This window comes from Alicyclobacillus sendaiensis NBRC 100866 (genome assembly GCF_001552675.1).
Lineage (GTDB): Bacteria > Bacillota > Bacilli > Alicyclobacillales > Alicyclobacillaceae > Alicyclobacillus > Alicyclobacillus sendaiensis.
The window spans coordinates 1-22510 of the sequence record NZ_BCRQ01000007.1 but is presented as its reverse complement, the minus strand read 5'-3'; the positions used below and the strand labels follow the sequence as shown (position 1 = coordinate 22510).

20 protein-coding genes, 1 tRNA gene and 2 pseudogenes are annotated in these 22510 nt (G+C 62.5%); 17 read left to right on the top strand and 6 right to left on the bottom strand.

Translation table 11 applies throughout. The features are described 5' to 3' along the window. Positions 1–37: 37 nt before the first annotated feature. The 9 genes from AS26_RS02505 to mdh all read left to right on the top strand — a co-directional run bounded on the left by AS26_RS02505 (position 38) and on the right by mdh (position 9214). Entirely contained in the window at positions 38–235 is a 198-nt protein-coding gene (locus tag AS26_RS02505; protein ID WP_062305853.1) for a hypothetical protein, read from the top strand. Positions 236–277: 42 nt separating this feature from the next. Then, positions 278–1177, top strand: coding sequence for an acetyl-CoA carboxylase, carboxyltransferase subunit beta (gene accD / locus AS26_RS02500; RefSeq protein WP_062305852.1), 900 nt, complete (start codon positions 278–280; stop codon positions 1175–1177). Continuing rightward, positions 1167–2126, top strand: a complete 960-nt coding sequence (locus AS26_RS02495) for an acetyl-CoA carboxylase carboxyltransferase subunit alpha (protein WP_062305850.1) — start codon at positions 1167–1169, stop codon at positions 2124–2126. Before accD ends, AS26_RS02495 begins: the two co-directional genes overlap by 11 nt. Before the next feature lie 96 nt (positions 2127–2222). Continuing rightward, the gene (gene pyk / locus AS26_RS02490; RefSeq protein ID WP_062305848.1) at positions 2223–3641 is read left to right on the top strand and encodes a pyruvate kinase; all 1419 of its coding nucleotides are present in this window, start codon (positions 2223–2225) and stop codon (positions 3639–3641) included. Between the two features lie 173 nt (positions 3642–3814). Continuing rightward, positions 3815–4798: a tryptophan--tRNA ligase gene (gene trpS / locus AS26_RS02485; protein ID WP_083515956.1), complete on the top strand. Its 984-nt coding sequence runs from the start codon at positions 3815–3817 to the stop codon at positions 4796–4798. A gap of 45 nt (positions 4799–4843) precedes the next feature. Beyond that, entirely contained in the window at positions 4844–5524 is a 681-nt protein-coding gene (locus tag AS26_RS02480; protein ID WP_062305847.1) for a response regulator transcription factor, read from the top strand. A gap of 3 nt (positions 5525–5527) precedes the next feature. Next, on the top strand, positions 5528–6826 hold the full coding sequence (locus AS26_RS02475) for a sensor histidine kinase (RefSeq protein ID WP_062305845.1): 1299 nt from the start codon (positions 5528–5530) through the stop codon (positions 6824–6826). Between the two features lie 141 nt (positions 6827–6967). After that, positions 6968–8266 (top strand): NADP-dependent isocitrate dehydrogenase, encoded by a 1299-nt coding sequence (gene icd / locus AS26_RS02470; protein WP_062305844.1) that lies wholly within the window; start codon positions 6968–6970, stop codon positions 8264–8266. 12 nt (positions 8267–8278) lie between these two features. Then, positions 8279–9214, top strand: a complete 936-nt coding sequence (gene mdh / locus AS26_RS02465) for a malate dehydrogenase (RefSeq protein ID WP_062305842.1) — start codon at positions 8279–8281, stop codon at positions 9212–9214. A 69-nt stretch (positions 9215–9283) separates the two neighbouring features. On the opposite strand, the gene AS26_RS02460 is transcribed toward mdh, so the two are convergent. Then, positions 9284–9598 carry a chorismate mutase gene (locus tag AS26_RS02460; protein WP_062305841.1) on the bottom strand — a complete coding sequence of 105 codons (315 nt, stop codon included), beginning with the start codon at positions 9596–9598 and terminating at the stop codon, positions 9284–9286. Positions 9599–10200: 602 nt separating this feature from the next. On the opposite strand from AS26_RS02460, the gene polA reads away from it, so the two are divergent. From polA to AS26_RS02440, 4 genes are read left to right on the top strand one after another with little or no spacing between them, the layout of a single operon-like run. Further along, the gene (polA, locus tag AS26_RS02455; protein ID WP_062305839.1) at positions 10201–12855 is read left to right on the top strand and encodes a DNA polymerase I; all 2655 of its coding nucleotides are present in this window, start codon (positions 10201–10203) and stop codon (positions 12853–12855) included. A 13-nt stretch (positions 12856–12868) separates the two neighbouring features. Further along, positions 12869–13726: a bifunctional DNA-formamidopyrimidine glycosylase/DNA-(apurinic or apyrimidinic site) lyase gene (gene mutM / locus AS26_RS02450; protein WP_062305838.1), complete on the top strand. Its 858-nt coding sequence runs from the start codon at positions 12869–12871 to the stop codon at positions 13724–13726. After that, complete coding sequence (coaE, locus tag AS26_RS02445) at positions 13723–14355, top strand: dephospho-CoA kinase (RefSeq protein WP_083515955.1); 633 nt, start codon at positions 13723–13725, stop codon at positions 14353–14355. Before mutM ends, coaE begins: the two co-directional genes overlap by 4 nt. Then, positions 14304–14963 (top strand): lytic transglycosylase domain-containing protein, encoded by a 660-nt coding sequence (locus AS26_RS02440; protein WP_062305837.1) that lies wholly within the window; start codon positions 14304–14306, stop codon positions 14961–14963. The genes coaE and AS26_RS02440 overlap by 52 nt, the downstream gene beginning before the upstream one ends. Here AS26_RS02440 and AS26_RS14595 read toward each other — a convergent pair. Continuing rightward, entirely contained in the window at positions 14960–15406 is a 447-nt protein-coding gene (locus AS26_RS14595) for a hypothetical protein (RefSeq protein WP_245629572.1), read from the bottom strand. The genes AS26_RS02440 and AS26_RS14595 overlap by 4 nt on opposite strands. A gap of 53 nt (positions 15407–15459) precedes the next feature. Between AS26_RS14595 and AS26_RS14590 the strand changes: the two are divergent. After that, positions 15460–16032 (top strand): annotated as a pseudogene (locus AS26_RS14590) (MFS transporter); the annotation flags it as partial. Between the two features lie 11 nt (positions 16033–16043). Here AS26_RS14590 and AS26_RS02425 read toward each other — a convergent pair. Further along, positions 16044–16577, bottom strand: a complete 534-nt coding sequence (locus AS26_RS02425) for a transcription repressor NadR (RefSeq protein ID WP_062305832.1) — start codon at positions 16575–16577, stop codon at positions 16044–16046. A gap of 99 nt (positions 16578–16676) precedes the next feature. Then, a tRNA-Leu gene (locus AS26_RS02420) sits at positions 16677–16761 on the bottom strand. Between the two features lie 407 nt (positions 16762–17168). Here AS26_RS02420 and AS26_RS02415 point away from each other — a divergent pair. Together AS26_RS02415 and AS26_RS02410 are read left to right on the top strand one after the other, a co-directional pair. After that, the gene (locus tag AS26_RS02415; RefSeq protein ID WP_062305831.1) at positions 17169–18047 is read left to right on the top strand and encodes a hypothetical protein; all 879 of its coding nucleotides are present in this window, start codon (positions 17169–17171) and stop codon (positions 18045–18047) included. A 71-nt stretch (positions 18048–18118) separates the two neighbouring features. Then, positions 18119–19015 carry a slipin family protein gene (locus AS26_RS02410; protein WP_062305830.1) on the top strand — a complete coding sequence of 299 codons (897 nt, stop codon included), beginning with the start codon at positions 18119–18121 and terminating at the stop codon, positions 19013–19015. Here the strand turns inward: AS26_RS02410 and AS26_RS02405 are convergent. Together AS26_RS02405 and AS26_RS14585 are read right to left on the bottom strand one after the other, a co-directional pair. Further along, positions 19012–20124 (bottom strand): nitric oxide synthase oxygenase, encoded by a 1113-nt coding sequence (locus AS26_RS02405; RefSeq protein ID WP_062305828.1) that lies wholly within the window; start codon positions 20122–20124, stop codon positions 19012–19014. The genes AS26_RS02410 and AS26_RS02405 overlap by 4 nt on opposite strands. Before the next feature lie 1407 nt (positions 20125–21531). After that, positions 21532–21651: pseudogene (locus AS26_RS14585) on the bottom strand (IS3 family transposase); the annotation flags it as partial. A 179-nt stretch (positions 21652–21830) separates the two neighbouring features. On the opposite strand from AS26_RS14585, the gene AS26_RS14540 reads away from it, so the two are divergent. Continuing rightward, on the top strand, positions 21831–22510 hold a 680-nt coding region (locus AS26_RS14540), incomplete at its 3' end, for a hypothetical protein (RefSeq protein WP_217997424.1).

The following is a 22510-nucleotide window of genomic DNA, read 5'->3' as shown; positions in this document are numbered from 1 at the left end:
AAGAGCGAACATGATGCTTGCTAGGAGCGTATGAGCCATGTGGACGGTCATCTACATCGCACCGACATCGCAGCAGGCGGAGCGAATTCGCCTGAGGATGACGGAAGAAGGCTTCCTAGTCAAGGTGAAGAAGGCGCGCGGCGCAAAAGAGCAATACGAGATCCTGATTCCAGAGAGCGAGCTCGACGAGGCGCAGGAGGTGCTCAGGGACATCCTGCACTCGTCGTTGTCGTGACGGCCCGCTTTTGGGGTGATCCGGGGTTAAAGAGGTGGGGTTGTGTTAAAAGATCTGTTCAACCGTCGGCGCCAATACGTCACGGTGGGGACGGGTGAAGAGGCGCCTGAGGCGCGGCCGGCGAGGCCTGCGGTGGAGCGAGACGTGCCCAAGGGCCTCGTGCAAAAGTGCGACGGATGCGGCGCGCTGCTCTTGGCGAAGGAGTTGCAGAAGCATCTGTACACGTGCCCGGAGTGCAACCACCATTTTCGCATCGGGGCGCGCACTCGCATCGAAATCACGGTGGACGAAGGGACCTTCCGCGAGATGGACGCGCGGCTCGCCTCGACGAATCCGCTCGGCTTTCCTCAGTATGAGGAGAAGCTGGAGGCCGCCATGCGCGCCACCGGCCTGCTCGAGGGCGTGGTGACCGGCGAGGCCGAGCTCGACGGCGTGCCGATTATCATTGGCGCGATGGATCCGGGCTTCATGATGGGCAGCATGGGTTCCGCGGTGGGCGAGCGCATCGCGCGGGCGATGGAGCGAGCCGCGGAGAGCAAGCGCCCGCTTGTTCTGTTCACGGCGTCCGGCGGCGCGCGGATGCAGGAGGGGATTCTGTCCCTCATGCAGATGGCCAAGACGAGCGTGGCGCTGACGCGCATGGTGGAGGCGCGGGTCCTGTTCATCTCGGTCATCACGCATCCCACCACGGGCGGCGTGAGCGCGAGCTTCGCGAGCCTCGGCGACGTGATCGTCGCGGAGCCGGGCGCGATGTTCGGATTTGCGGGCCGGCGCGTCGTGGAACAGACGATGAGGCAGAGCCTTCCTGACGATTTTCAGACGGCGGAGTTCAACTTAAAGCACGGCATGATCGACAAGGTTGTGCACCGAAAGCAGATGCGCCAGACGTTAGGGGCGCTGGTGCGCATTCACACCGCTCGGGGGTGGGCGCATGGCGAATGAGCTGGATTTCGAGCGGCCCATCGCCGAGCTGAAGGCGAAGATCGCCGAGCTCAAGTCGTTCATGGAAAAGAACGAAATTGACCTGCAAGGCGAGGTCGACAAGCTCGAGGAGCGCCTGAAGGAGCTGACCGAGTCGACGTACGCCAACCTGACGCCGTGGCAGCGCGTCCAACTCGCTCGCCAGATTGGGCGGCCCACCACGTTCGATTACATCCGTGGGCTCTGCGACGAGTTCGTGGAGTTGCACGGCGATCGCCATTTTGCGGATGATCTCACGATTGTCGGCGGCGTCGGGCTTATTGCGGGCCAACCCGTGACGGTCATCGGCCATCAGAAGGGGCGAGACACGAAGGAGAACATCCGCCGCAACTTCGGCATGGCGAATCCGGAGGGCTACCGGAAGGCGCTTCGGCTGATGAAGCAGGCCGAGAAGTTCGGCCGGCCCGTCATCTTCTTCATCGACACGCCGGGCGCCTACGCGGGCATGTCGGCCGAGGAGCGCGGGCAGAGCGTGGCCATCGCGGAGAACCTCCTCGCCATGGCTGGCCTGCGCGTGCCCACCTTGTCCATCGTCACGGGCGAGGGCGGCAGCGGCGGCGCGCTCGGGCTCGGGATCACGGACCGCATCTACATGCTCGACTACGCGTGGTACTGCGTCATTGCGCCGGAGTCCGCGGCCGCGATTCTGTGGAAGGACGCCAAGCTCGGGCCGAAGGCCGCCGAGGTCATGCGGCTCACGGCGAAGGATCTGCTCGATCTCGGCGTGATCGACCGCATCATCGAGGAGCCGATGGGCGGCGCGCAGAAGGACCCGGAGTGGATGGTGCGCAAGGTGCGGGAAGTCGTCGTGGAGGGGTTGCGCGAGCTTTTGTCCGTGCCTATTGATGAACTGCTCGAGGCGCGCTACCATAAGTATCGGCAAATGGGAATCTACGTCGAACGGCCGTGAAGCGGTGTCCGGCGCCGCCGGACTTTCCGCTTCTTCCTTTGTGTGCGCGCCTGCGCACCGGGCGAGGTCGAAAGTTTCGTGAAGAGAGGGTTAGGCATGCGAAAGACGAAGATTGTGGCCACCATCGGCCCAGCGAGCGAATCGCTCGACATGTTGACCAAGCTGATTGAGGCCGGTTTGGATGTCGCCCGACTCAATTTCTCCCACGGTACATACGAGGAGCACGCCGAGCGCATCCGGCGGATCCGCGAGGCGTCGGCCCGCGTGGGCAAGCACGTCGGCATCATGCTCGACATCAAGGGACCGAAAATTCGCACGGGCAAGATCCAAGGCGGCCAAGTGGAGCTCAGCGACGGGGACGAGATCGTCCTCACCATCGATCCGGTCGAATACGGCACGAAGGAGCGCGTGTGGGTCTCCTACGAGGGGCTCGTGGAAGACGTGTATCCCGGCGCGCCCATTCGCATTGACGACGGCCTCATTGGACTCGAGGTCATCCAGGTCAAGGGCCACAACATTCACTGCCGCGTGACCAACGGCGGCGTGCTGAAGGACAACAAGGGCATCAACGTCCCCGGCGTCACGCTTCGGATTCCGGGCGTGACGGAGAAGGACAAGGCGGATATCCGCTTTGGCATCGAGCACGGCGTGGACATGATCGCGGCATCGTTCGTGCGCAAGGCCGCGGACGTGCTCGAGGTCCGGCGCATCCTCGAGGAGCACAACTACCAGGCGGAGATCATCTCCAAGATCGAGACGCGCGAGGGGCTGGATCGTCTGGACGAGATCGCCCAGGTGTCGGACGGCATGATGGTGGCCCGGGGTGATCTCGGCGTGGAGATCCCGACAGAAGAGGTGCCGCTCGCGCAAAAACGGATCATCGCCATCTGCAACCGGTACGGCAAGCCGGTCATCACGGCGACGCAGATGCTCGATTCGATGCAGCGCAATCCGCGGCCCACGCGCGCGGAGGCGAGCGACGTGGCCAACGCCATCTTCGACGGCACGGACGCCATCATGCTCTCGGGCGAAACGGCGGCCGGGCGGTATCCGCTGGAGTCCGTGCGCACCATGGCGCAGATCGCCGAGCGCGCCGAAGCGGCCATCGCGCACGACGAAGTGTCGTACCGGCACCGGACGGAGGTCACCCACACCGTGTCCGACTCGCTCGCGCACGCCGTGCGCACGCTTGCGGCCGATCTCGACGTGGTCTCCATCATCACGGCCACAACCTCCGGCCACACCGCGCGCTGCGTGTCCAAGCACCGGCCCATGACGCCCATCATCGCTGTCACGCCGTTCGATCACGTCGCGCGGCGCCTGACCCTCTACTGGGGCGTGCTGCCCGTCGTCGTGTCAGACGTCGCGGGCACGACGGACGAGTTGCTCGCGAGCTCCGTCCAAGGTGCGCTCTCGACGGGCTACGTGCACAAGGGCGATCGCGTCATTATCATGGGCGGCATTCCCGCGGGCACAGCCGGCACGACGAACTTCATGAAGGTGCACACGGTCTGAGGCGCTTGTCGAGCAGGCTCGAGCGAGCAGCGCGGAATTCCTCGCTTTGAAGGGGAATTCCGCTTTCGTTTATGATGGAGAGCGAATGGCGCGCGGCGCACATCGAAGGGCGTCCCGGCCTGGGGCGCCATGTCGATTTGAACCGAATTTGAACAGTTGGGAGAATGATGTCCATGAAACGCGTGTTGTCGGGCGTTCAGCCATCCGGCACCCTGACCATCGGTAATTACCTGGGGGCGATTCGAAACTTCGTGAAGCTGCAGGGCGAGGCGGATTGCCTATTCTGCGTGGTGGACATGCATGCCATCACGGTGCCGCAGGATCCGGAGGCGCTTCGCCACAACACCCGCTCGGTGGCCGCCCTGTATTTGGCGTCGGGGATTGACCCGGCCAAGGCGACCGTGTTCGTGCAATCGCACGTTCCCCAGCACGCCGAACTCGGCTGGATCCTGCAGTGTTTCACCTACCACGGCGAGTTGGAGCGGATGACGCAGTTCAAGGACAAGTCCAGCCGCCACGAGGTGGTCACAGCGGGGCTGTTCACGTACCCCGTGCTCATGGCTGCGGACATTCTGCTCTACAACGCGCACCTCGTGCCGGTCGGCGAGGATCAGAAACAGCACCTGGAGCTCACGCGCGACGTCGCCGGCCGCTTCAATCGGCGCTTCGGCGACACGTTCGTCGTGCCGGAGCCCTACATCCCGGAGATTGGCGGGCGCATCATGAGCCTCGAAAACCCGGACAAGAAGATGAGCAAGAGCGACGAAAGCGCGAATGCGTACATCTCCATGCTGGATGAACCGGATGTCATTCGCAAGAAGATCGGCCGCGCGGTGACGGATTCGGAGCGCGAGGTCCGCTTTGATCCGGAGCGGAAACCTGCGGTGAGCAACCTGATGACGATTTACGCGCTCTGTGCCGACGTGACGCTCGAGGAGGTCGAGCGGAGGTTCGAAGGCCAGGGCTACGGGCCGTTCAAGAAGGAGTTGGCCGACGTCGTGATCGAGCGACTGGCGCCCATTCAGGCTCGCTACCGGGAGCTCATGGCATCGAGCGAGCTCGATGACGTGTTGCGCCGAGGGGCGGAACGGGCGCGCGAAATTGCCGCCACCACGCTCCGGGATGTGCAGCGAAAGATCGGCTTCTTGCAGATCTGAGCCGCACCGGGCCGCCCGCCGCGCGGGCGCAGGGAGGGATGCGACATGCGGCTGTTGGTGGTGGAGGACGAGGCGGCGCTCCGGCGAGAGCTGGTGCATCTGTTCCAGCAGCGGGGTTACACCGTGGACGCCGTGGACACGGTGTTCGCGGCGGTGGAACACGGGATGAGCGGCGCGTACGACTGCATCGTGCTCGATTACATGCTGCCCGATGGGGACGGCATTGAGGCGCTGACGCAGCTTCGCGAGGCGGGATGCACCACGCCCATCCTCATGCTCACGGTGAAGAATGATCCGAAAGACCGCGTGCTCGGGTTGAACAAGGGCGCGGACGACTACCTGGGCAAGCCGTTTCACCCCGACGAGCTCCTCGCCCGGGTGGGGGCGCTCGTCAGGCGCTCGCCGGCGCTCACCGACGATGAGGTGCTCGAGCACGGCCGGGCGAAGCTGCACACGCGTTCGCGCAGCCTCGAGTACGACGGGCGGACCCTGGAACTCACGAGCAAGGAGTTCGCCCTGATGGAGGCGCTCTTCCGCCATAAGCACCAGGTCATGACCCGGGATCAACTCATTGCCAAGGTCTGGGGGCCGGACGCGGAGGTTGCGGACAGCGCGCTTGACACCTACATTTACTTCCTGAGACGGAAGTGTTCGAACATCGGCTGGAAGAACGCCATCGTCACCATCCGCGGCCGGGGCTACGCGTTGCAGCCGGAGGGCGAGTGACCGATGTTCCGGCGCATGTACGTCACCGTGGCGAGCCTGCTCATCGTGAGCACGGGATTGTTGCTCGTCCTCGTCGGGCTCGCCGTGTACCACGAGTTGACGAACGACGTGGCCAGGGACGCCGAACAGGCCATGGCGGAGGCCGTGCCGGCCGTCGAGCGCGCGCTCACGGAGAGCGTGTATCGGGACGGCCTCGGCCCCCCGGTCCGGGACGATCTCGGCAACACCATCTTCTACTACGCCGTGGGCCCGGTGGCCGTCGCCCACTCGCCGCACGCGCCCGTCCCGTTTTCCGTTGTCCACGGCGAGGCGGTGCTGAAACATTTCGTCACCTTCACGTATGACAATCAGCCGTATCGGCTGTACACCGTCGTCGTGCCGGATCCCACCGTCGAGCCGGATTTGATTCAGACGTCGTTCGCCCGCACAGGCAAGGCGTTCGCCGCCCGGGAGACGCTCGCCACCGCCGCGCTGACGGTGGCGGTGCGCGACATCGCGAATGCGTCCGCCCTCACGCCGACGCGATCGACCGTGGTGCTCTACATGTACTGTCTCATCACGCAAGAGCGCTCCATGTTGACGCACACCCTCCACCTCATGGAGTTCATCGGCGGCGCCGGATTTCTGCTCGCCATCGCGGGCGATCTCGTCCTGGCTCGGCGGCTCGTCCAGCCCGCCTTTCAGACCTGGGCGGCGTACCAAGACGCGGTGCTGGAGCTCTCCCACGAGCTGCAGACGCCCATCGCCACCGCGAGCGCCATGCTCGCCAACCGCGACGTCCCCGAGGAGGCGGCCAACGAGATCCGGCGCGAGCTGGAGCGGGCGTCGAAGATGATCTCCGACATGCTCTACCTCTCGAAGCTGCGCTCGGGCCTGGTGGACGATCCGCCCGAACCCGTGGCGGTGTCGGATCTCACGCTTGAAATCGCCGAGCGGTATCGGCCCATCGCGCGCGCGGAGGGCATCGAACTGCGCGGTCAGGCTGAGGAGGGGCTCTACGTCCACACGAATCGGGGCGAGTGGGAGCGGCTGGTGAGCACGCTCTTCAAAAATGTGGTCGATCACGCCAAGCGCTCGTCGACCGCCGTCTGGTCGCTGTACCGGCAAGGCCAGTGGGTCGTCTTTGCGGTGGAAAACGACGTGGCGCCGGCGGATGGGGAGCGGTTCCGCGCGCCGGAGCGCGGCGTCGGCTTGCAGATTGTCGAGCGCCTGGTCCACCGCATGCGCGGGCGTCTGCGGATTCACGCGGACGAAGATCGATTTTTTGTCGAGCTCCACGTGCCGCTCTTGCGCCCTCACTGAGAGCGATTGCATGAGCGGCCCGGCGTGCTATATGATGGGTGAGGATGCACGGCGAGACAAGGGCGGGCGGCGGCGAGCTGCGCCGCTCCTTGTTGCGCACGGTCATCGAGAGAGAATGCATCGAGATTGGGAGGGCCTGCCATGCCGACGTTCGAGAAATATCAGCTGCCAACGGAGGGCGAACCCATCACGTTGGTGGGCGGGAAGTTGAACGTGCCAGATCACCCGATTATTCCGTTTATCGAAGGAGACGGCACAGGGTCGGACATCTGGCGCGCCGCGCAGCGGGTCTTCGATGCCGCCGTCGAGAAGGCCTACGGCGGAAAGCGCAAGATCGCCTGGTACGAGGTGTACGCGGGCGAAAAGGCCTACAACATGTTTGGCGAATGGCTGCCGCAGGACACGCTGACTGCGCTGTCGGAATATATCGTCAGCATCAAGGGGCCATTGACCACGCCGGTGGGAGGCGGCATCCGTTCGCTGAACGTGGCGGTTCGCCAGGAGCTGGACCTCTACGTCTGTCAGCGTCCCGTGCGCTATTTTCAGGGCGTTCCTTCGCCGGTGAAACATCCTGAACTCGTAGACATGGTGATCTTCCGCGAAAACTCGGAGGACATCTACGCCGGGATCGAGTGGCAAGAGGGCACGCCGGAAGTGAAAAAGGTCATCGAGTTTCTCCAAAAGGAGATGGGCGTCAAGAAAATCCGCTTCCCGGAGACGTCCGGCATCGGCGTGAAGCCCGTGTCGCGCGAGGGCACGGAGCGCTTGGTCCGGGCCGCGATTGAGTACGCCCTGCGCCACAACCGCAAGAGCGTCACGCTCGTCCACAAGGGCAACATCATGAAGTTCACCGAGGGCGCGTTCAAGAACTGGGGCTACGAGCTTGCCGAGCGCGAGTTCTCGGACAAAGTGTTCACCTGGGCGCAGTACGACCGCATCAAGGCCGAGAAGGGCCAGGAAGCTGCGGACGCCGCGCAGAAGGAAGCCGTCCAGGCTGGGAAGCTCATTGTGAAGGACGTCATCGCCGACGCCTTCCTGCAACAGATCCTGACGCGGCCCGCCGAGTACGACGTCATCGCGACGCTGAACCTCAACGGCGACTACATCTCGGACGCGCTCGCCGCGCAGGTCGGCGGCATTGGCATTGCGCCCGGCGCCAACATTAACTATGAAACGGGGCACGCGGTCTTCGAGGCGACGCACGGCACGGCGCCCAAGTACGCGGGGCTCGACAAGGTGAACCCGGGCTCGGTGATTCTCTCGGGCGTCATGATGTTCGAGTACATGGGCTGGCAGGAGGCTGCCGACCTCATCACCCGCGCGATGGAGAAGACCATTGCGCAGAAAATCGTGACGTACGATTTCGCCCGCCTGATGGAGGGCGCGACCGAGGTGAAGTGCTCCGAGTTCGGCGATCACATCATCAAAAATATGGGCTGAGGAGCGGTTCCCATGTTGGAGAGGAAGAAGATCTCGGTGATCGGCGCCGGATTCACGGGCGCCACCACGGCGCTTTTGTTGGCGGCGAAGGAGCTTGGAGACGTGGTGCTCCTGGACATCCCGTCTCTTGAAAATCCCACGAAGGGCAAGGCGCTCGACATGCTCGAGGCCATGCCTGTCCTCGGCAGCGACGCGCGCGTGGTGGGGACGTCGAATTACGAGGACACAGCCGGATCGGACCTCGTCATCATCACGGCGGGGCTCCCGCGCAAACCCGGGATGAGCCGGGACGATCTCGTCAATACCAACGCGGGCATCGTGAAGTCGGTCACCGAGCAGGTGGTGCGGCACTCGCCGGACGCCTGTCTCATCGTCCTCTCCAACCCGGTCGACGCCATGACCTACGTGGCGTACAAGACGAGTGGGTTTCCGAAGCAGCGCGTCATCGGCCAGGCCGGCGTCCTCGACACGGCGCGCTTCAACACGTTCGTGGCGATGGAACTCGGCGTGTCGGTGGAGGACGTGCACGGCTTCGTCCTCGGCGTGCACGGCGACGACATGGTGCCGCTCGTCCGCTACGCGAACGTGGGCGGCGTGCCGCTCGAGAAGTTGCTCCCGAAGGATCGGATTGACGCCATCGTCGAGCGCACTCGCAACGGCGGCGGCGAGATCGTCAGCCTGATGGGCAACGCGAGCGCGTATTACGCCCCGGCCGCCTCACTTCTGCAGATGGCGGAATCGATTCTGAAGGATAAGCGGCGCGTCCTGCCCGCCATTGCGTACCTCGAAGGGGAGTACGGCTACCGGGATTTGACGCTCGGCGTGCCCACCGTGCTTGGCAAGGGCGGCATCGAGCGCATCCTGGAGCTGGAGCTCTTGCCGGAGGAAAAGGCGGCACTCGACAAGTCCGCCGAGTCCGTGCGGAAGCTGATCGCCGTCATCTCGTGACGGGAGTGCCTGGAAAGGGGCTGTCCCGAAAGTGCGAGTGCACTTCGGGGACGGCCCCTTCGCTTTGTATCAACCGCTCTGCTCCGAGCGCTCGAGCGCCTTCATGTGCTCCGCCTGCCGCCGGCAAGATTCGTCGTGCACCAGTTGCCAGAGCGCGGCGAGAAATGTCGGGCTGAGGCCGAGCAGCGCTCCCGACTGAAGGTACCGCGCGCGGACCTGTTGCGCCCGCTCGGGTTGCACAATGGCTTGACCCTGCCGCGCCTTGTGCTCGGCGATCTCGTCCGCGATGGAAAATCGCCGAGCGAGGAGCGTCAGGATGTGCTCGTCGATGCGATCAATGGCTTGGCGCAGCTCGCCGATGTCCTCACTGTGTGGGCCCTGCACTTCGGCTCTCTCCCTTCGCGCGTGAGATAGGCGTGGATGAACGCGCAAAACGCCCACCCCGTGAGGGGCGGGCGTCGCCCGCGGTACCACCCTGATTCGAAAGGCGGGCCGTCGGCGCAGGGACCGTCTGAAATCCCTGCGGCGCGTGGCCTCGGGTCCAGGGAATGAAGCGAAAAAAGCCCGCCCCGTGAGGGGCGAGCCTCGCTCGCGGTACCACCCTGCGACGGGCGCCTGGCACCCGCCTTTCACTTCCTTGGGATAACGGTGGGGGTTTGCCCACCGGCGCTGGCTACTTGCGGACCGCGCGAAGCGCTCGTCGCGTCCGGTTCACCAGGCGGCTCCAGAGTGAACTTCCGTCCGCCGCGCGGACCAGTTCTCACCTTCCACTGGCTCTCTGCACCGCCCGGCGGACGTACTCTCTCCTTCATGGCCTTCGCTCGATCAATTTTGAGAATATCATAATCAATTCGGTGAAGTGTGTCAACGCGTCGGGCCCATCACCTTCTCCGCGCTGCCACAAGACGACGCGGGCCGACAAAGGGAATGTGATAGAATGGAGCGGGACAACAGTGCGCCAAACGGCGCGAAGTCTGGGGTGGCCTATGCCAGCGTCGAAACTCGTGCTGATCGATGGAAATAGCATCTTGTATCGCGCATTCTTCGCGTTGCCGCCGCTCACCGCGAGAGACGGCACGCCCACCAACGCCGTGTACGGCTTCACCACGATGATCTTGCGGCTCTTGTCGGACGAAAAGCCGACGCACTTGGCCGTTGCGTTTGATAAATCCAAGACGACGTTTCGTCACGCGGACTTCGCCGCGTACAAAGGGACGCGCCAGGAGACGCCCGATGAGCTCGTGCAGCAGTTTCCGCTGGCTCGTCGCACCTTGGAGGCGCTGTCCATCCCGATGATCGAGATCGACCAATACGAAGCCGACGACGTGATTGGGACCATCGCCAAGCGCGCGGCGGAGTCCGGCTTTGACGTCCGCGTCGTCTCGGGAGACAAGGACCTCTTGCAGTTGGTCGATGACCGCATTCACGTGCTGCTCACGCGCAAGGGCATCACGGAGATGGAGCACTTCGACGAGCAGGCCGTCGCCCGCCGGTATCCAGGGCTCAGGCCCGCACAGGTCATCGACTTGAAGGGCCTGATGGGCGATCCGTCCGACAACATTCCTGGGGTACCGGGCGTGGGCGAGAAGACGGCGCTCAAACTGCTGTCGGCCTTCGGCTCGGTCGAGGGCGTGTACCATCACCTCGACGAAGTCCAGGGCCAGAAGCTGCGAGAGCGCCTCGAGCAACACCGGGAGGACGCGTTCCTCTCGAAGCGCCTCGCCACCATCGCGTGCGACGCGCCGGTCGACGTGGACCTCGAGGCGCTGCGATACGAAGGGCCCGATCCCGCTCGCGCCGCCGCCTGGTTCCGGGAACTCGATTTTCGCTCGCTCGTCGACAAAATTTCCGAGGAAATGAGCCACGATTCGACGCCACCCGCTTCGCCGGCAGCCTCGAACGGCGCGGCCGCAGATTGGGATGCCTTCACCTACGACGTGATTGAGGACGCGGGCGCCTGGCAGGAGGCCATCTCGGCGTTCTCCGAACCGGTCGGCGTCATGATGGACCTTGCAGATCCGGACTATCACCGGGCGGAAATCCGCGGCATGGCCGTCGCAACGCCGAAGCGCGCGTATTACGTTCGCTTCGGCGAGCGGCTGGAGTTGAGCGACGTCCGGCCGTGGCTCGTGTCGGATCGGCCGAAGGTGGCGTTCGATCTGAAGTCGATGGCGTTCGCGCTGGACGCGCACGGCATTGGGCTGACGTCGCAGTGCGGCTGGCATGACGCCAAACTCGCGGCGTATCTGCTCAATCCCCAAGACGGCGACGTGGAGCTCAACCAAGTGTTCGCGCGCGAGCGCGGCCAGGAGCTGCCCGCCATGAAGGAGGGTGAGCGGGAGAAGTGGCTGGTGTACACGGCCTCGCAGTTGCCTTCGCTCTTCGAGTCCTTGGCGTACACGATTCGCTCGCAGGAGATGGAGCAGCTGTACCAAGAGGTCGAGCTGCCGCTCGCGTTTGTGCTCGCGAAGATGGAGATCACGGGGTTTTACGTCAATCGCGAGAAGCTCATCGCGTTTGGACAGGAGTTGGCGGAGCGCATTCAGCGGATCACGCAGGAGATCTACGATCTCGCCGGTACATCCTTCAACCTGAATTCGCCAAAACAGCTGGGCGAGATCCTGTTTGACAAGCTCGGGTTGCCGGCGATGAAGAAGACGAAGACCGGGTACTCCACGAGCGCCGACGTGCTCGAAAAGCTGGCTCCGATGCACGAGATTGTGCAGAAGATCTTGGACTACCGCCTGCTGGCGAAGTTGCAGTCGACGTACGTCGAGGGACTGCTCAAAGTCATCCGCAAAGAGACGGGACGCGTGCACACGCGGTTTCATCAGACGCTCACGGCGACCGGCCGGCTGTCGAGCAGCGAGCCCAATCTACAGAATATCCCTATCCGGCTCGAGGAAGGGCGGAGGCTGCGCCAGGTGTTCGAGCCAACATACAAGGACTGGCTGATTTTCGCCGCCGACTACTCGCAGATCGAGCTGCGCATCCTCGCCCACCTGTCCGGAGACGAAGCGCTCATCGACGCGTTCCGCCGCGACATGGACATCCATACGCGCACGGCGGCGGACGTGTTCGAGGTGCCGCCAGAGCAGGTGACCAGTCTTCAGCGCCGCCAGGCGAAAGCGGTGAATTTCGGGATTGTGTACGGCATCAGCGATTTCGGGCTCGCGCAGAACCTGAACATCCCGCAGAAGGAAGCGAAGCGATTCATTGAGAGTTATTTCGAGAAGTTTCCCGGCGTCAAGCGGTACATGGACGAGATCGTCAAGCAGGCGCGCGAGCGCGGCTACGTGACGACGCTCATGAACCGCAGGCGGTATCTGCCGGACATCCACAGCCGCAACTATCAGCTCCGGAGCTTCGCCGAGCGCACCGCCATGAACTCGCCCATTCAGGGAAGCGCCGCGGACCTGATCAAGCTCGCGATGGTGCGGATCGATCGGGCCATGCGCGACGCGCAGATGGACGCGCGCATGCTGCTCCAGGTGCACGATGAGCTGATCTTCGAATGCCCGAAGGACGAACTGGCCGCGCTCGAAGTGCTTGTCCGAGACAACATGGAAAACGCCATGACGCTGTCGGTGCCACTCAAGGTGGATACCGCCTACGGCCCGACGTGGTACGACGCCAAGTGAGGGGGGATGCGGCGTGCCGGAGTTGCCTGAGGTCGAGACGGTCAGGCGCCACCTCGCGGAACGCGTCGAGGGCGATGTCATTTGCGGCGTGGACGTTCGCCTGCCGCGCATCGTGAGGTACCCGGCGCCGGAGATGTTCGCCGAGCGGTTGAAGGGGCAGGGCATTCGGCGCGTGGGGCGGCGCGGCAAGTATCTGTTGTTCGAGTTGGACCGCGGGCTCCTCGTCTCTCACCTGCGCATGGAGGGGCGCTACGCCGTGGCGGATCCGTCGGAGCCCGAGGATCCGCACACGCACGTCGTCTTTCGCCTCGCTTCGGGCCGCGAACTGCGCTATGCGGACGTGCGGCAGTTCGGCACCATGGACGCCGTCCTGGCGGGCGAGCCTCTGCCGAAAGGGCTTGTGGAGCTCGGGCCGGAGCCGTTCGATCCGGCGCTTTCTGGCGAGGTGCTCCGCCGCCGATGGCGTGGGCGGCGCGCGCCCATCAAGAGCCTGCTCTTGGATCAGCGGCAGATTGCGGGACTCGGCAACATCTACGTGGACGAGGCGCTGTTTGCCGCGGGCATCCACCCGTTGACGCCCGCGGGTTGGATCGGCACCGAAGCGCTCGATAGGCTCCTGGAGGAGATCCGCGACGTCCTCGCGCGCGCGATTCGCGAAGGCGGATCGTCCGTCCGGTCGTTTCGGGACGGCTATGGCCGGCATGGAGGCTTTCAAATTCAGCTCGCGGTCTACGGGCGACAAGGCCAGCCCTGCCCGCGATGTGGCGGTGCGATTCAGAAGATCAAGGTTGGAGGGCGTGGCACGCACGTGTGCCCGGCGTGTCAACCAGCCTCAGCCGCCGCACGGATAGGAACGGGGGTACACGCGTGAGAGGGAAGATCATCGGCTTGACCGGGGGCATTGGCACGGGCAAGAGCACGGTGTCTCAAATGCTGCGCGATCTCGGCGCCTACGTCGTGGACGCCGACGTGTGGGCGCGCCGCGTGGTGGAGCCCGGCAGCGAAGGCTTGCGCGAGATCGTCGAGGCGTTCGGGGAAGGTGTGTTGCAGCCGGACGGATCGCTCGACCGCAAAAAACTGGGGGCCATCGTGTTTCGGGACGAGGAGAAGCGGCTGAAGCTTAATCAGATCGTGCACCCGCGCGTGCAGCAGGGCATGTGGCAGGAGACCACCGACTATTGGCGGGATCATCCGGGGGAGCCGGTGGTGTGGGATGTGCCGCTGCTCATCGAGGGCACGGCGAAGCGATTTGTGGACGAGATCGTGGTGGTGTATGCGAGCCCCGCGACGCAACTGCGCCGCGTGATGGAGCGAGATGGCCTGAACGAGGAGGAAGCGCTCCGCCGCATCCAGGCCCAGATGCCCATCGACGAGAAGCGGGCGGTGGCCACCCACGTGATTGAAAACGATGGACCGCTGGAATATACGCGAGAGCAGGTGCAGGCGCTATGGCAAAGACTTCGGGCCGAAAGCCGAAGCGGACCTTCTTCCTGTCGCTGAGCCTTCGCCAGCTGATCGCGGGGGTTCTGCTCATCGCCGTCCTCGTGACCATCTCGACAAACGGATTCTGGCGGCTGATGTATCCCATCCAGTACCAGGCCCAGATCCAGCAGTCGGCTCGGTTTGCGGACGTGGATCCGCTGCTCATCGCGAGCATCATTCGCGTGGAGAGCAAGTTCCGGTCCGAGGATGTCTCCCACGCGGGCGCCGTGGGGCTGATGCAGCTGATGCCGCAGACGGCCGAGTGGATCGCGGAGATGCTGCGGAATCAGACGTCGGGATCGGGCGGCGCGCTCCGCAAGCTGCCGAAAGACGCGAAAAAGCTCGCGAGCCCGGAGTACAACATCCTCATTGGCAGCTGGTACGTGAAAAGCCTGATCGACGATTTTCACGGCAACGTCGTGGCGGCCGTCGCAGCGTACAACGCGGGACCGAGGCGCGTATCGCAGTGGCTCAGGGACGGGGTGTGGAACGGCAAGCTCCAGGACATCGATGAGATCCCCGTCGGGGAGACGCGCCACTTCGTCGATCGCGTCTTCTACAACTACGATTTGTACAAAAAAATCTACGGGGGAGATCCGGCCTGGCGCTTGCCTGCGAAGGGCTAGGAGGCGGTGAAGGTGGAGAGCCAGCGTCGAACGGTGGTGTATCTGCAGGCGGCGCTCGTGGTCGCGCTCTCTCGCAATGCCGCGCTGCTGTCGGCGGCCATTGTGCTGACGGGACTCGGTCGGGGACAAAATGGCGCGGCCGGGCCCTTCACGCCTGTGGAACAGGCTTGGATGGCCGGAAGCGTCCCGCCGAACCAGCGGAGCCGCGTGTTCAGCGCGAATACGGCCATCGGCTTCTTCGGCGTGGCGACGGGCTGCCTGCTGGCAGGCCTGGATCGCGTCTGGCGCGGCGCGCTGCCCGGCGCGCTCGCGTTTCGGCCGCTGTTTTGCGGCATCGCGTGCTTGTCGCTCGCCTGCGCGTGCATGGTGTGGCTGGCGCCGGGAGGCGGAATGCACCAGCGGCAAGCCGTCGCGGGAGGGCCGGGAAGCCTCGCCCACGCCACGACAAGAGCCGCCGGACTCCGAGCGAACGCGCTTTCGGCGCGCTCCCGGGCGCAAGGCCGAAAACCGAGACATCGCCCGGCTCGCCTTCGTGAACTTGTTGAACGGGCTTGGCGTGGGCTTTGTAGGTCCGATGATCTCCTATTGGTTTGCGACGAAGTTCGGGGCGACGAGCGGCGAGATCGGCGGGACATTGGCCGCGACCTTTGTGGTCACCGGCTTCGCGGCGCTCCTCTCAGGGTATTTGGCGGATCGCGTCGGCATGGTCCGCGCGGTGGTCTGGCTTCGGCTCTCGGGAGTGCTCTTGATGTGTGCGCTCCCATTCATGCCGTCGTTCGCGCTCGCCTTCGTCATCTACGCCGTGCGATCCGCCCTGAGCCGCGGCACGCAGGGCGCTCGATCCGCGCTCGGCGCGAGCCTCACCGGCGAAGCGCGCCGCGGGTTTTCGCTGAGCATGAACTCGTTTTTTACTCGAGCGGCTTCCGCCGTGGGGCCCACGATATCGGGTTGGCTGTTGGAGGAGGGCAGCCTCGCCCTTCCGTTTGTGGTGGCGGCTGGCCTGCAGCTCGTCTCCACGGCGCTCTATGGGCTTTTCTTCCGAGGCTATGACGTCGCCCGGAGGACGTGAGGCTCGGAGGGTCAGAGCGCTTCACCGTTCGCGGGATGGGTCATCACCTCAATGCCCACCCGCTGAAGCGCCTCACAGGCTTCCACCAGCTGGTCCTCTCGGTCAAACTGCACGCGATGATAATGAAATCCGCCGGTGAGGCTCGAGAGGAGCGCGGCGTTTTCCGCGCGCACCTTTTCGAGAAACACGTCCACGTCGCGCCTCGAGGTGATGAGGAGCTGGCCGACAATTTCCCCGTAGATGGCGTGTTCCACGCGCACGTCGAGCACTCGTACGCCGTGATCGACGAGCGTGTAGAGCTCGTCCTTCGTCTGTTCCGGCGTGTGTGAGACGGCAATGACCGTCTCACGGGCCGACGACGCGCGATTCAGCCAGTACCCTTTGGGCGTGGCGTAGATGGGCTCGCCGGCTGCGCGCAGCAGTGCGATCTCGTGCACAACCACCTGGCGCGTGACGCCGAGCGCCTCGGCGAGCGCCTGCCCCGGTATGGGGGAGTCGGCGCGTTGAAGCATGTTCAACAGGCGCAACTGTCGCTCGGTCGGCATGGTTGCCCCCTTCCCTGCGGAACGCAGATGCCGAATATATCTTTACCACACGAAGAAAGGGTTCGGAGTCTCTCCGAACCCTTCCGCCATGTGTTCATCTGGTGTCGAGAGCGGGACTTGAACCCGCACGGGTTACCCCACACGCCCCTCAAACGTGCGCGTCTGCCAATTCCGCCATCTCGACATGGCTTCAAAAGCAAATCACGATGATGATTATAGTTGCCCAAGACGTCCGTGTCAAGCTCTCGCGATCACTAAGCTAAAATCGAACCGAAAGGAGGATGGCGCACTCATTTCGAATGCTTGCCCGATCGCCCAGCGAACATCTACCTGCCGTCACAGACAGAGCGATCCCACCTGAACTGAACGCGAGTCGGACGAGCCACCGAAAACCCTCGGGCGTCGAATCCATCGGCGCGGGCAAAGCGTCACGCCCGCCCATGAACCCGCGCCTTGAGCCGCCGGTCCATTCAGCGGAAGGATTCGAACGCGGATCTGGACACGTGGCAGAGGGACGGTTACGATGATCTACAATCACCGGCATGCGTATGCGCAAAGGGCCATCGATTTTCTCATCGAGGAGCGTGTGGCATGAGGGAGCGTCGCGAAGGAGCGCTCGCCGTGGCCGTGGTGGCGGTGCTCGTGGCTCTGGCCATTGGCGCGTGGCTTTGGGCGCGACGGGCGGAGCCGAGGGCCCGCGAGGCGGAGTGGTGGGCGCAAGGAGGATGGCGTGTGAACGCTATCGTCGATTCGGGGAAACCCCTGATGCTCACGTACAACCTGTGGACGGCCTCAACCACCGCGCCGGATACGCTGGACGTCGGGCCGGTTCCGGCCGGTGCGTTTGACGTCGTCGACTCGACGCTCACGCACGAACTCGACTTGGAAAACCGGACCACGTACCAACTGTGTCGACTCGCCCTTTCCGTCCGGTTTCCACGAAGCTACCGGGATCAGCGAATCGGCTTTCTGGTGAATGGCGGGCCATGGAAGCGTATACTTCCGTATGGCCGGGTGACCTGCCGTGTCATTCGGGGGGCGGTGGACTGGCTCGATGTCTCGTTTGCCTCTAGCGAAATTCAGGAGCCCCTCGTGATGCGGGAAAATGTTGTCGCACTGCAGCTTCGCAATGGAACGAAGGCGCCCGTCCGCATTCTGGGACTGTGGCAAGCCGGCGACGATGGCATTTCCGGTGTGCGAGTGAGGGTGGCTGGGACGCGGGGCGTGGCCGATGTGAGGTTGCCCTTCGCGCTGAAGCCTGGGCAGACGGCGGTGCTCGAGTACGTGCTCCGGCCGCATCCAGGCACGGTGGAGGAGGGGCTTGTCTTTCAACCTGCGCTCGTGCTCGCTTCCGGCGGTGTCCAGCGACTCGAGGTGATGCCGCCCGTCGTGATCGAGCGGTCCTTCGCGCCGTGGCAGCGCCACGCCGCGGCAGGCATCGTGGAGTTTGTGGAAGCCGCGCCTTCGTGAGCCGGGGATCTCGAAAGACGAGGCCTGCGGCATGAGGCCGTCCGGCTTGTGCCGGGAAGGAGGAGATGCGCATGCGGCGCGTGGCCGGTGTGCAACGGTTGATTTTTGTCGTGTTTGTGCTCGGGGCCGTCGCCACAGGGGCGGGACTCGGGCGGACGCATCGCGTGACGGGCATCGCGCTTGGGTTGCTGATCCTTTTGGTGGGTTGGGCCCTGTCGGCGTCCATCCACGTCGCCAACCAATGGGAAAAGGCGGTTGTCCTTCGGCTCGGGAAGTTTCGCCAACTGGCTGGGCCAGGCATCTTCTTCCTTTTGCCCATTGTGGACACGGTTGCGGATTGGATCGATCTGCGCGTGCGCTCGACGACGTTCACTGCGGAGCAGACCCTGACGAAGGACACGGTCCCGGTCAACATCGACGCGGTGCTGTTCTGGGCCGTCGTGGATGCGGAGAAGGCTGCGCTGCAGGTTGCGGATTACGAATATTCGCTCTCTTGGGCCGCGCAAACAGCGTTGCGCGATCTCATTGGGCGCATGATGCTGGAAGACATGCTGTCGAGCCGCGAGGCGATGGATGCCGAACTGAAGCGCCTGCTCGACGAGCGCACCGGGCCCTGGGGCATTTCGATTCAGAGCGTCCAAATCCGCGACATCAAAATTCCAAGCAACCTTCAGGACGCCATGTCGCGCGCCGCGCAGGCGGAGCGCGAGCGGAATGCCCGCGTCATCCTGGGCCAGGCCGAGGTCCAGGTGGCCGAGTCGTTTCTCGAGGCGGCGCGGCTTTATCACAGCGATCCCGTCGCGCTTCAGCTGCGCGCCATGAACATCTTGTACGAGGGGTTGAAGGAGAAAGCCTCCATGATTGTCGTGCCAAGCGCGCTCTCGGACGCGATGAATCTCGGCACGTGGCTCGGCGTCGCCAACGCCGAACGCATGGAGGAGCTGCGCCGCAGCGGGGATCGCACTTAACGGAACACGGACGGATCGATGCGCAAGTGCGGGGCTGGATAGGGTCGCCTCTGGCGCACGAAGTTCGGCAACACGAAATCGTTGTCATACCCGCTGTGGAAGATGTGCGTGGCCGCCGGCGACAACGGCGGGATGAGCCACGTCCAGTCGCCCGTGACGCGCCGGTTTGCGTCGCGCTCCAGCTGTTCGAAGTAGGCGAATTGGCGCGCGGCCGTGTGGTGGTCGACGATGGTGACGTTGTGCTTGCGGAACGAGTGTAAAACGGCGACGTTCAGTTCCACCAGCGCGCGATCCCGCCACAGCGTCGCGTCGCTCGATCGGTCGAGGCCGAGCGCGTCGGCCACGGCCGGAAGCATGTTGTAGCGAAAGGGATCGGCCAGATTGCGCGCGCCAATCTCGGTGACCATGTACCAGCCGTTGAACGGGGCGGCGGTGTAGCGGATGCCACCGATGATGAGTGCCATGTCAGACAGGACGGGCACGGCGTACCACCGCAGGCCGAGGTCGGCGATACTCCGATGTTCGGGGTGTTCGATGGGGACCTCGAGGACGAGATCGCGCGGAAGCTCAAACCAAGCCAACGCCCCGCCGTCCGCGATCACGACGGGAAGCACGTCCCACGGCGAGCCTTGTCCTCGCCACCCGAGATCTTGACAGACGCGGGTGAAGGCGGCGGAGGCCGGATCGCCCACGATGCCGTGCGGCGTCTCGTAGCCGGCATAGCGCACAATCTGGTGGTTCCAGATGCGCACTTCCCGTTCTCGCGAGGCGGGGGCGAACACCGTGAGGGTCGGGCGGATTTTGCCTCCGTTTCGCGCAAAACGGAGGTGCTCGCAGATGGCCTCGAACATGGCTTGCGGCTCCCTCAGGTGTCTTCGGTCGAAGACGTGAAGCGACTGCCAGAACAACCTGCCGATGCAGCGGTTGCTGTTCCGCCAGGCCATGCGCGCCCCGTGTTCCAGCTCTTCGAAGGTGTGCTCATAGGTGCCATCGCGCTGGATTTGATGCCGCACCTCGTCCAGCCGACGCTCAATATCCGCTTCGCACTTTCCGAGTTCTCGATAGCACGCCTCGATAAAGGTGCGCGCTTCGTCCCACAAGGGGTTCATCCGCCTCTTCACCGTCCTTCACCCATTCTAGCCGAGCGCGTCCTCGGCTCAAAAGGCGCGAGCGGCGGGGCGGCAGGATGTCGGCGTTTTGTCACGCTTCCTGCCGATCTCGGGTTAGCCTGTCACATCGACTTCGACATTTGGACAGAACATGTAGACGCATGGATGAATGTGGGATTCTAATGCGGTGCACCTTGTCGGACTTATGCACAGGCACGCGCCGCATGTTCTACCGGTGCTTGTAGGTACGCGGTTGTCTGTGGATAACTTCCTAAATGTGTATGTGTCGTGTGATGTGGACACGTATTGCCACGCGATCCGCCGAAACAACAAAGAACGGGTCGCTTATCGGCGATTTGCAGTTGGCCCATCCCGACCGCGACTTAGAGACCGATCAGCCGAAAGGGTGCGGGAGTGGAAATGGTCTTCGAAACGGACGATTTTCAACCCACATATGAATAGGTCTTACAAAGTGAATGTGATATCAAGGAGCTACCGACACCCCGACCGTCGGGAGCAGTCGAGTTTCGCATGACAGATTGGTATGCGATGAGGAACATTCGTCCTTGGATGGGTGAGGTTTCTAGATGAGGTCCGACAGACGCTCGGATCCGGTGGGCGTGATAGGTAACCGTCAAGCCATCGCGTTGCCCCCGGTACCTCGAAAATGGGTTCACCAAGAAACAGGAGAGTTCCTTGTAGGCGACAGCACATGACGAACGAAACGGACTCATCCGAAATGTTTACGGGAAACGTGAGCACGGCGGTGCTGCATCGATCGCGGCAGGCGGCTTCGTGTCTGAAACCTCAGTTGCATGTTTATTGTTTGCCCATGCCGTCTAGCAGACACTTTAACTCATTCATTTGCGGTTGATTCGAGCATTTCACTATAAGTATGTAGAGGGGATTGAACTTTATACGAATGGTGTTATTTTCTTTATATTCAATTTCTTTGATTCTCGATGTGACATCAAGCCTAGCTCTTCGAATATAAAATTTTGACATAGAAACCTCGATATCTATCGGTTTCGAGTAATGATAGAGCATTAAAATGCTGAAAAAAGACATACATAAGGAATAATAAAACATAAAATCGAAATCCCTATCTTGTATGGAATCTATCGCAACAAGTGCCCAGCAGGTACATATAACTAAATGAAACAAAGTTACTCTCCATGCGTATTTTCCTTTTACTTTCAAGCCCACAATCTCACCGCCAAGAATATTTGGTATTATGGACCAATGATATTATATCCGAAATTCTGCGTGCATGGTCTCGTTGTGCAAGCCGTTTGCTGCTTTTCTGTATACATGCTCACGCTCATGTTCAGCAGCGTAGGGTCCTCATGATTTGGGGATCGTGAGGCGTTGCGGGTACTTGCTACCACGTGTCGCTGACCTTTATGTACAAGCATTGTCATAACAATTCCCTTTCCGACTCATGGTCGCCGTCATTCCATAGGCTCTGAGCCGGTCCTGATACGCTTGCGAGGCGTACTGGCTTCCACGCTCCGAGTTGGAGCATACAGTGGGGCGTTGGAACCGGGGTGTCGAAGGGCAGGATAAGAAATTCGGTATTGACAACCAGTGTATATATATAGATATTATCGAAAGCAAATAAGCACAGGAAAAATCGGAAGTGTCCGCTCCCGATCGCATGCATCAACTACCTGACCGTAGAATACACCGAGGGGACCACGTTTACAATGATTCAGGCATTCCGAGTCTTGCGCCAGAGCATGAGGTTGTTTTTCTTTGTTGAGATTCTTCCGTTGCAATGGCGCATTATCGGTACATTGGTTGCGATGCTGGTGGGGTTCGCATTTGTCAAAAGGCTCGACTCGAAGTTCGTAAAAATTTCAGCGTATGACGGAGAGTGTGAAGTACCTCAGCCCATCCTAGCTCGAAAAAGAATTCCTGGATGGTTAGCTCTCATCTTAATGACTGAGGTTCCAGCGGACCGATTTCCGTGGCGTAGACCTGTTGAATTGGTAATGTACGAGCGAATCTGGAAGCTGCAATCGGTGCCTGGTGTCTCTGCTTCGTGTTGGGATACTTTTTTGATATTATGCACGATTGGGCTGCTTCCAATTACGATGTTGGTCTATTTATTTTCTTCTTCATTTTATGAGAACGCAGCTGTGGCCATTGCATACTTGTTGGTCTGGTTCGGAATCCAAGAAATCAGTATTCGGGTTCTGCGTGAACCATACTGTATGCCTCGTGGTGCCTTAGCCTCGAGTGAGATGTTTTTGCAACCGATCACTACTTACGTCATTGTCTGGCCATCCAGGAATCCCCCTGCATTCAGTCGAAAATGTTTGTCAGGATTTCAAATCTACTTAAACCAGAGAACTCTGCACAGCTTATCTCCTGAAACTATACG

What these genes read in the sequence shown, in the direction of transcription:
- AS26_RS02505 (WP_062305853.1), top strand. Translation starts at nt 38, where the DNA reads ATGTGGACGGTCATCTACATCGCACCGACATCGCAGCAGGCGGAGCGA.
- AS26_RS02495 (WP_062305850.1), top strand. Translation starts at nt 1,167, where the DNA reads ATGGCGAATGAGCTGGATTTCGAGCGGCCCATCGCCGAGCTGAAGGCG.
- pyk (WP_062305848.1), top strand. Translation starts at nt 2,223, where the DNA reads ATGCGAAAGACGAAGATTGTGGCCACCATCGGCCCAGCGAGCGAATCG.
- trpS (WP_083515956.1), top strand. Translation starts at nt 3,815, where the DNA reads ATGAAACGCGTGTTGTCGGGCGTTCAGCCATCCGGCACCCTGACCATC.
- AS26_RS02480 (WP_062305847.1), top strand. Translation starts at nt 4,844, where the DNA reads ATGCGGCTGTTGGTGGTGGAGGACGAGGCGGCGCTCCGGCGAGAGCTG.
- AS26_RS02475 (WP_062305845.1), top strand. Translation starts at nt 5,528, where the DNA reads ATGTTCCGGCGCATGTACGTCACCGTGGCGAGCCTGCTCATCGTGAGC.
- icd (WP_062305844.1), top strand. Translation starts at nt 6,968, where the DNA reads ATGCCGACGTTCGAGAAATATCAGCTGCCAACGGAGGGCGAACCCATC.
- mdh (WP_062305842.1), top strand. Translation starts at nt 8,279, where the DNA reads ATGTTGGAGAGGAAGAAGATCTCGGTGATCGGCGCCGGATTCACGGGC.
- polA (WP_062305839.1), top strand. Translation starts at nt 10,201, where the DNA reads ATGCCAGCGTCGAAACTCGTGCTGATCGATGGAAATAGCATCTTGTAT.
- AS26_RS02440 (WP_062305837.1), top strand. Translation starts at nt 14,304, where the DNA reads ATGGCAAAGACTTCGGGCCGAAAGCCGAAGCGGACCTTCTTCCTGTCG.
- AS26_RS02425 (WP_062305832.1), bottom strand. Translation starts at nt 16,577, where the DNA reads ATGCCGACCGAGCGACAGTTGCGCCTGTTGAACATGCTTCAACGCGCC.
- AS26_RS02415 (WP_062305831.1), top strand. Translation starts at nt 17,169, where the DNA reads ATGAGGGAGCGTCGCGAAGGAGCGCTCGCCGTGGCCGTGGTGGCGGTG.
- AS26_RS02410 (WP_062305830.1), top strand. Translation starts at nt 18,119, where the DNA reads ATGCGGCGCGTGGCCGGTGTGCAACGGTTGATTTTTGTCGTGTTTGTG.
- AS26_RS02405 (WP_062305828.1), bottom strand. Translation starts at nt 20,124, where the DNA reads ATGAACCCCTTGTGGGACGAAGCGCGCACCTTTATCGAGGCGTGCTAT.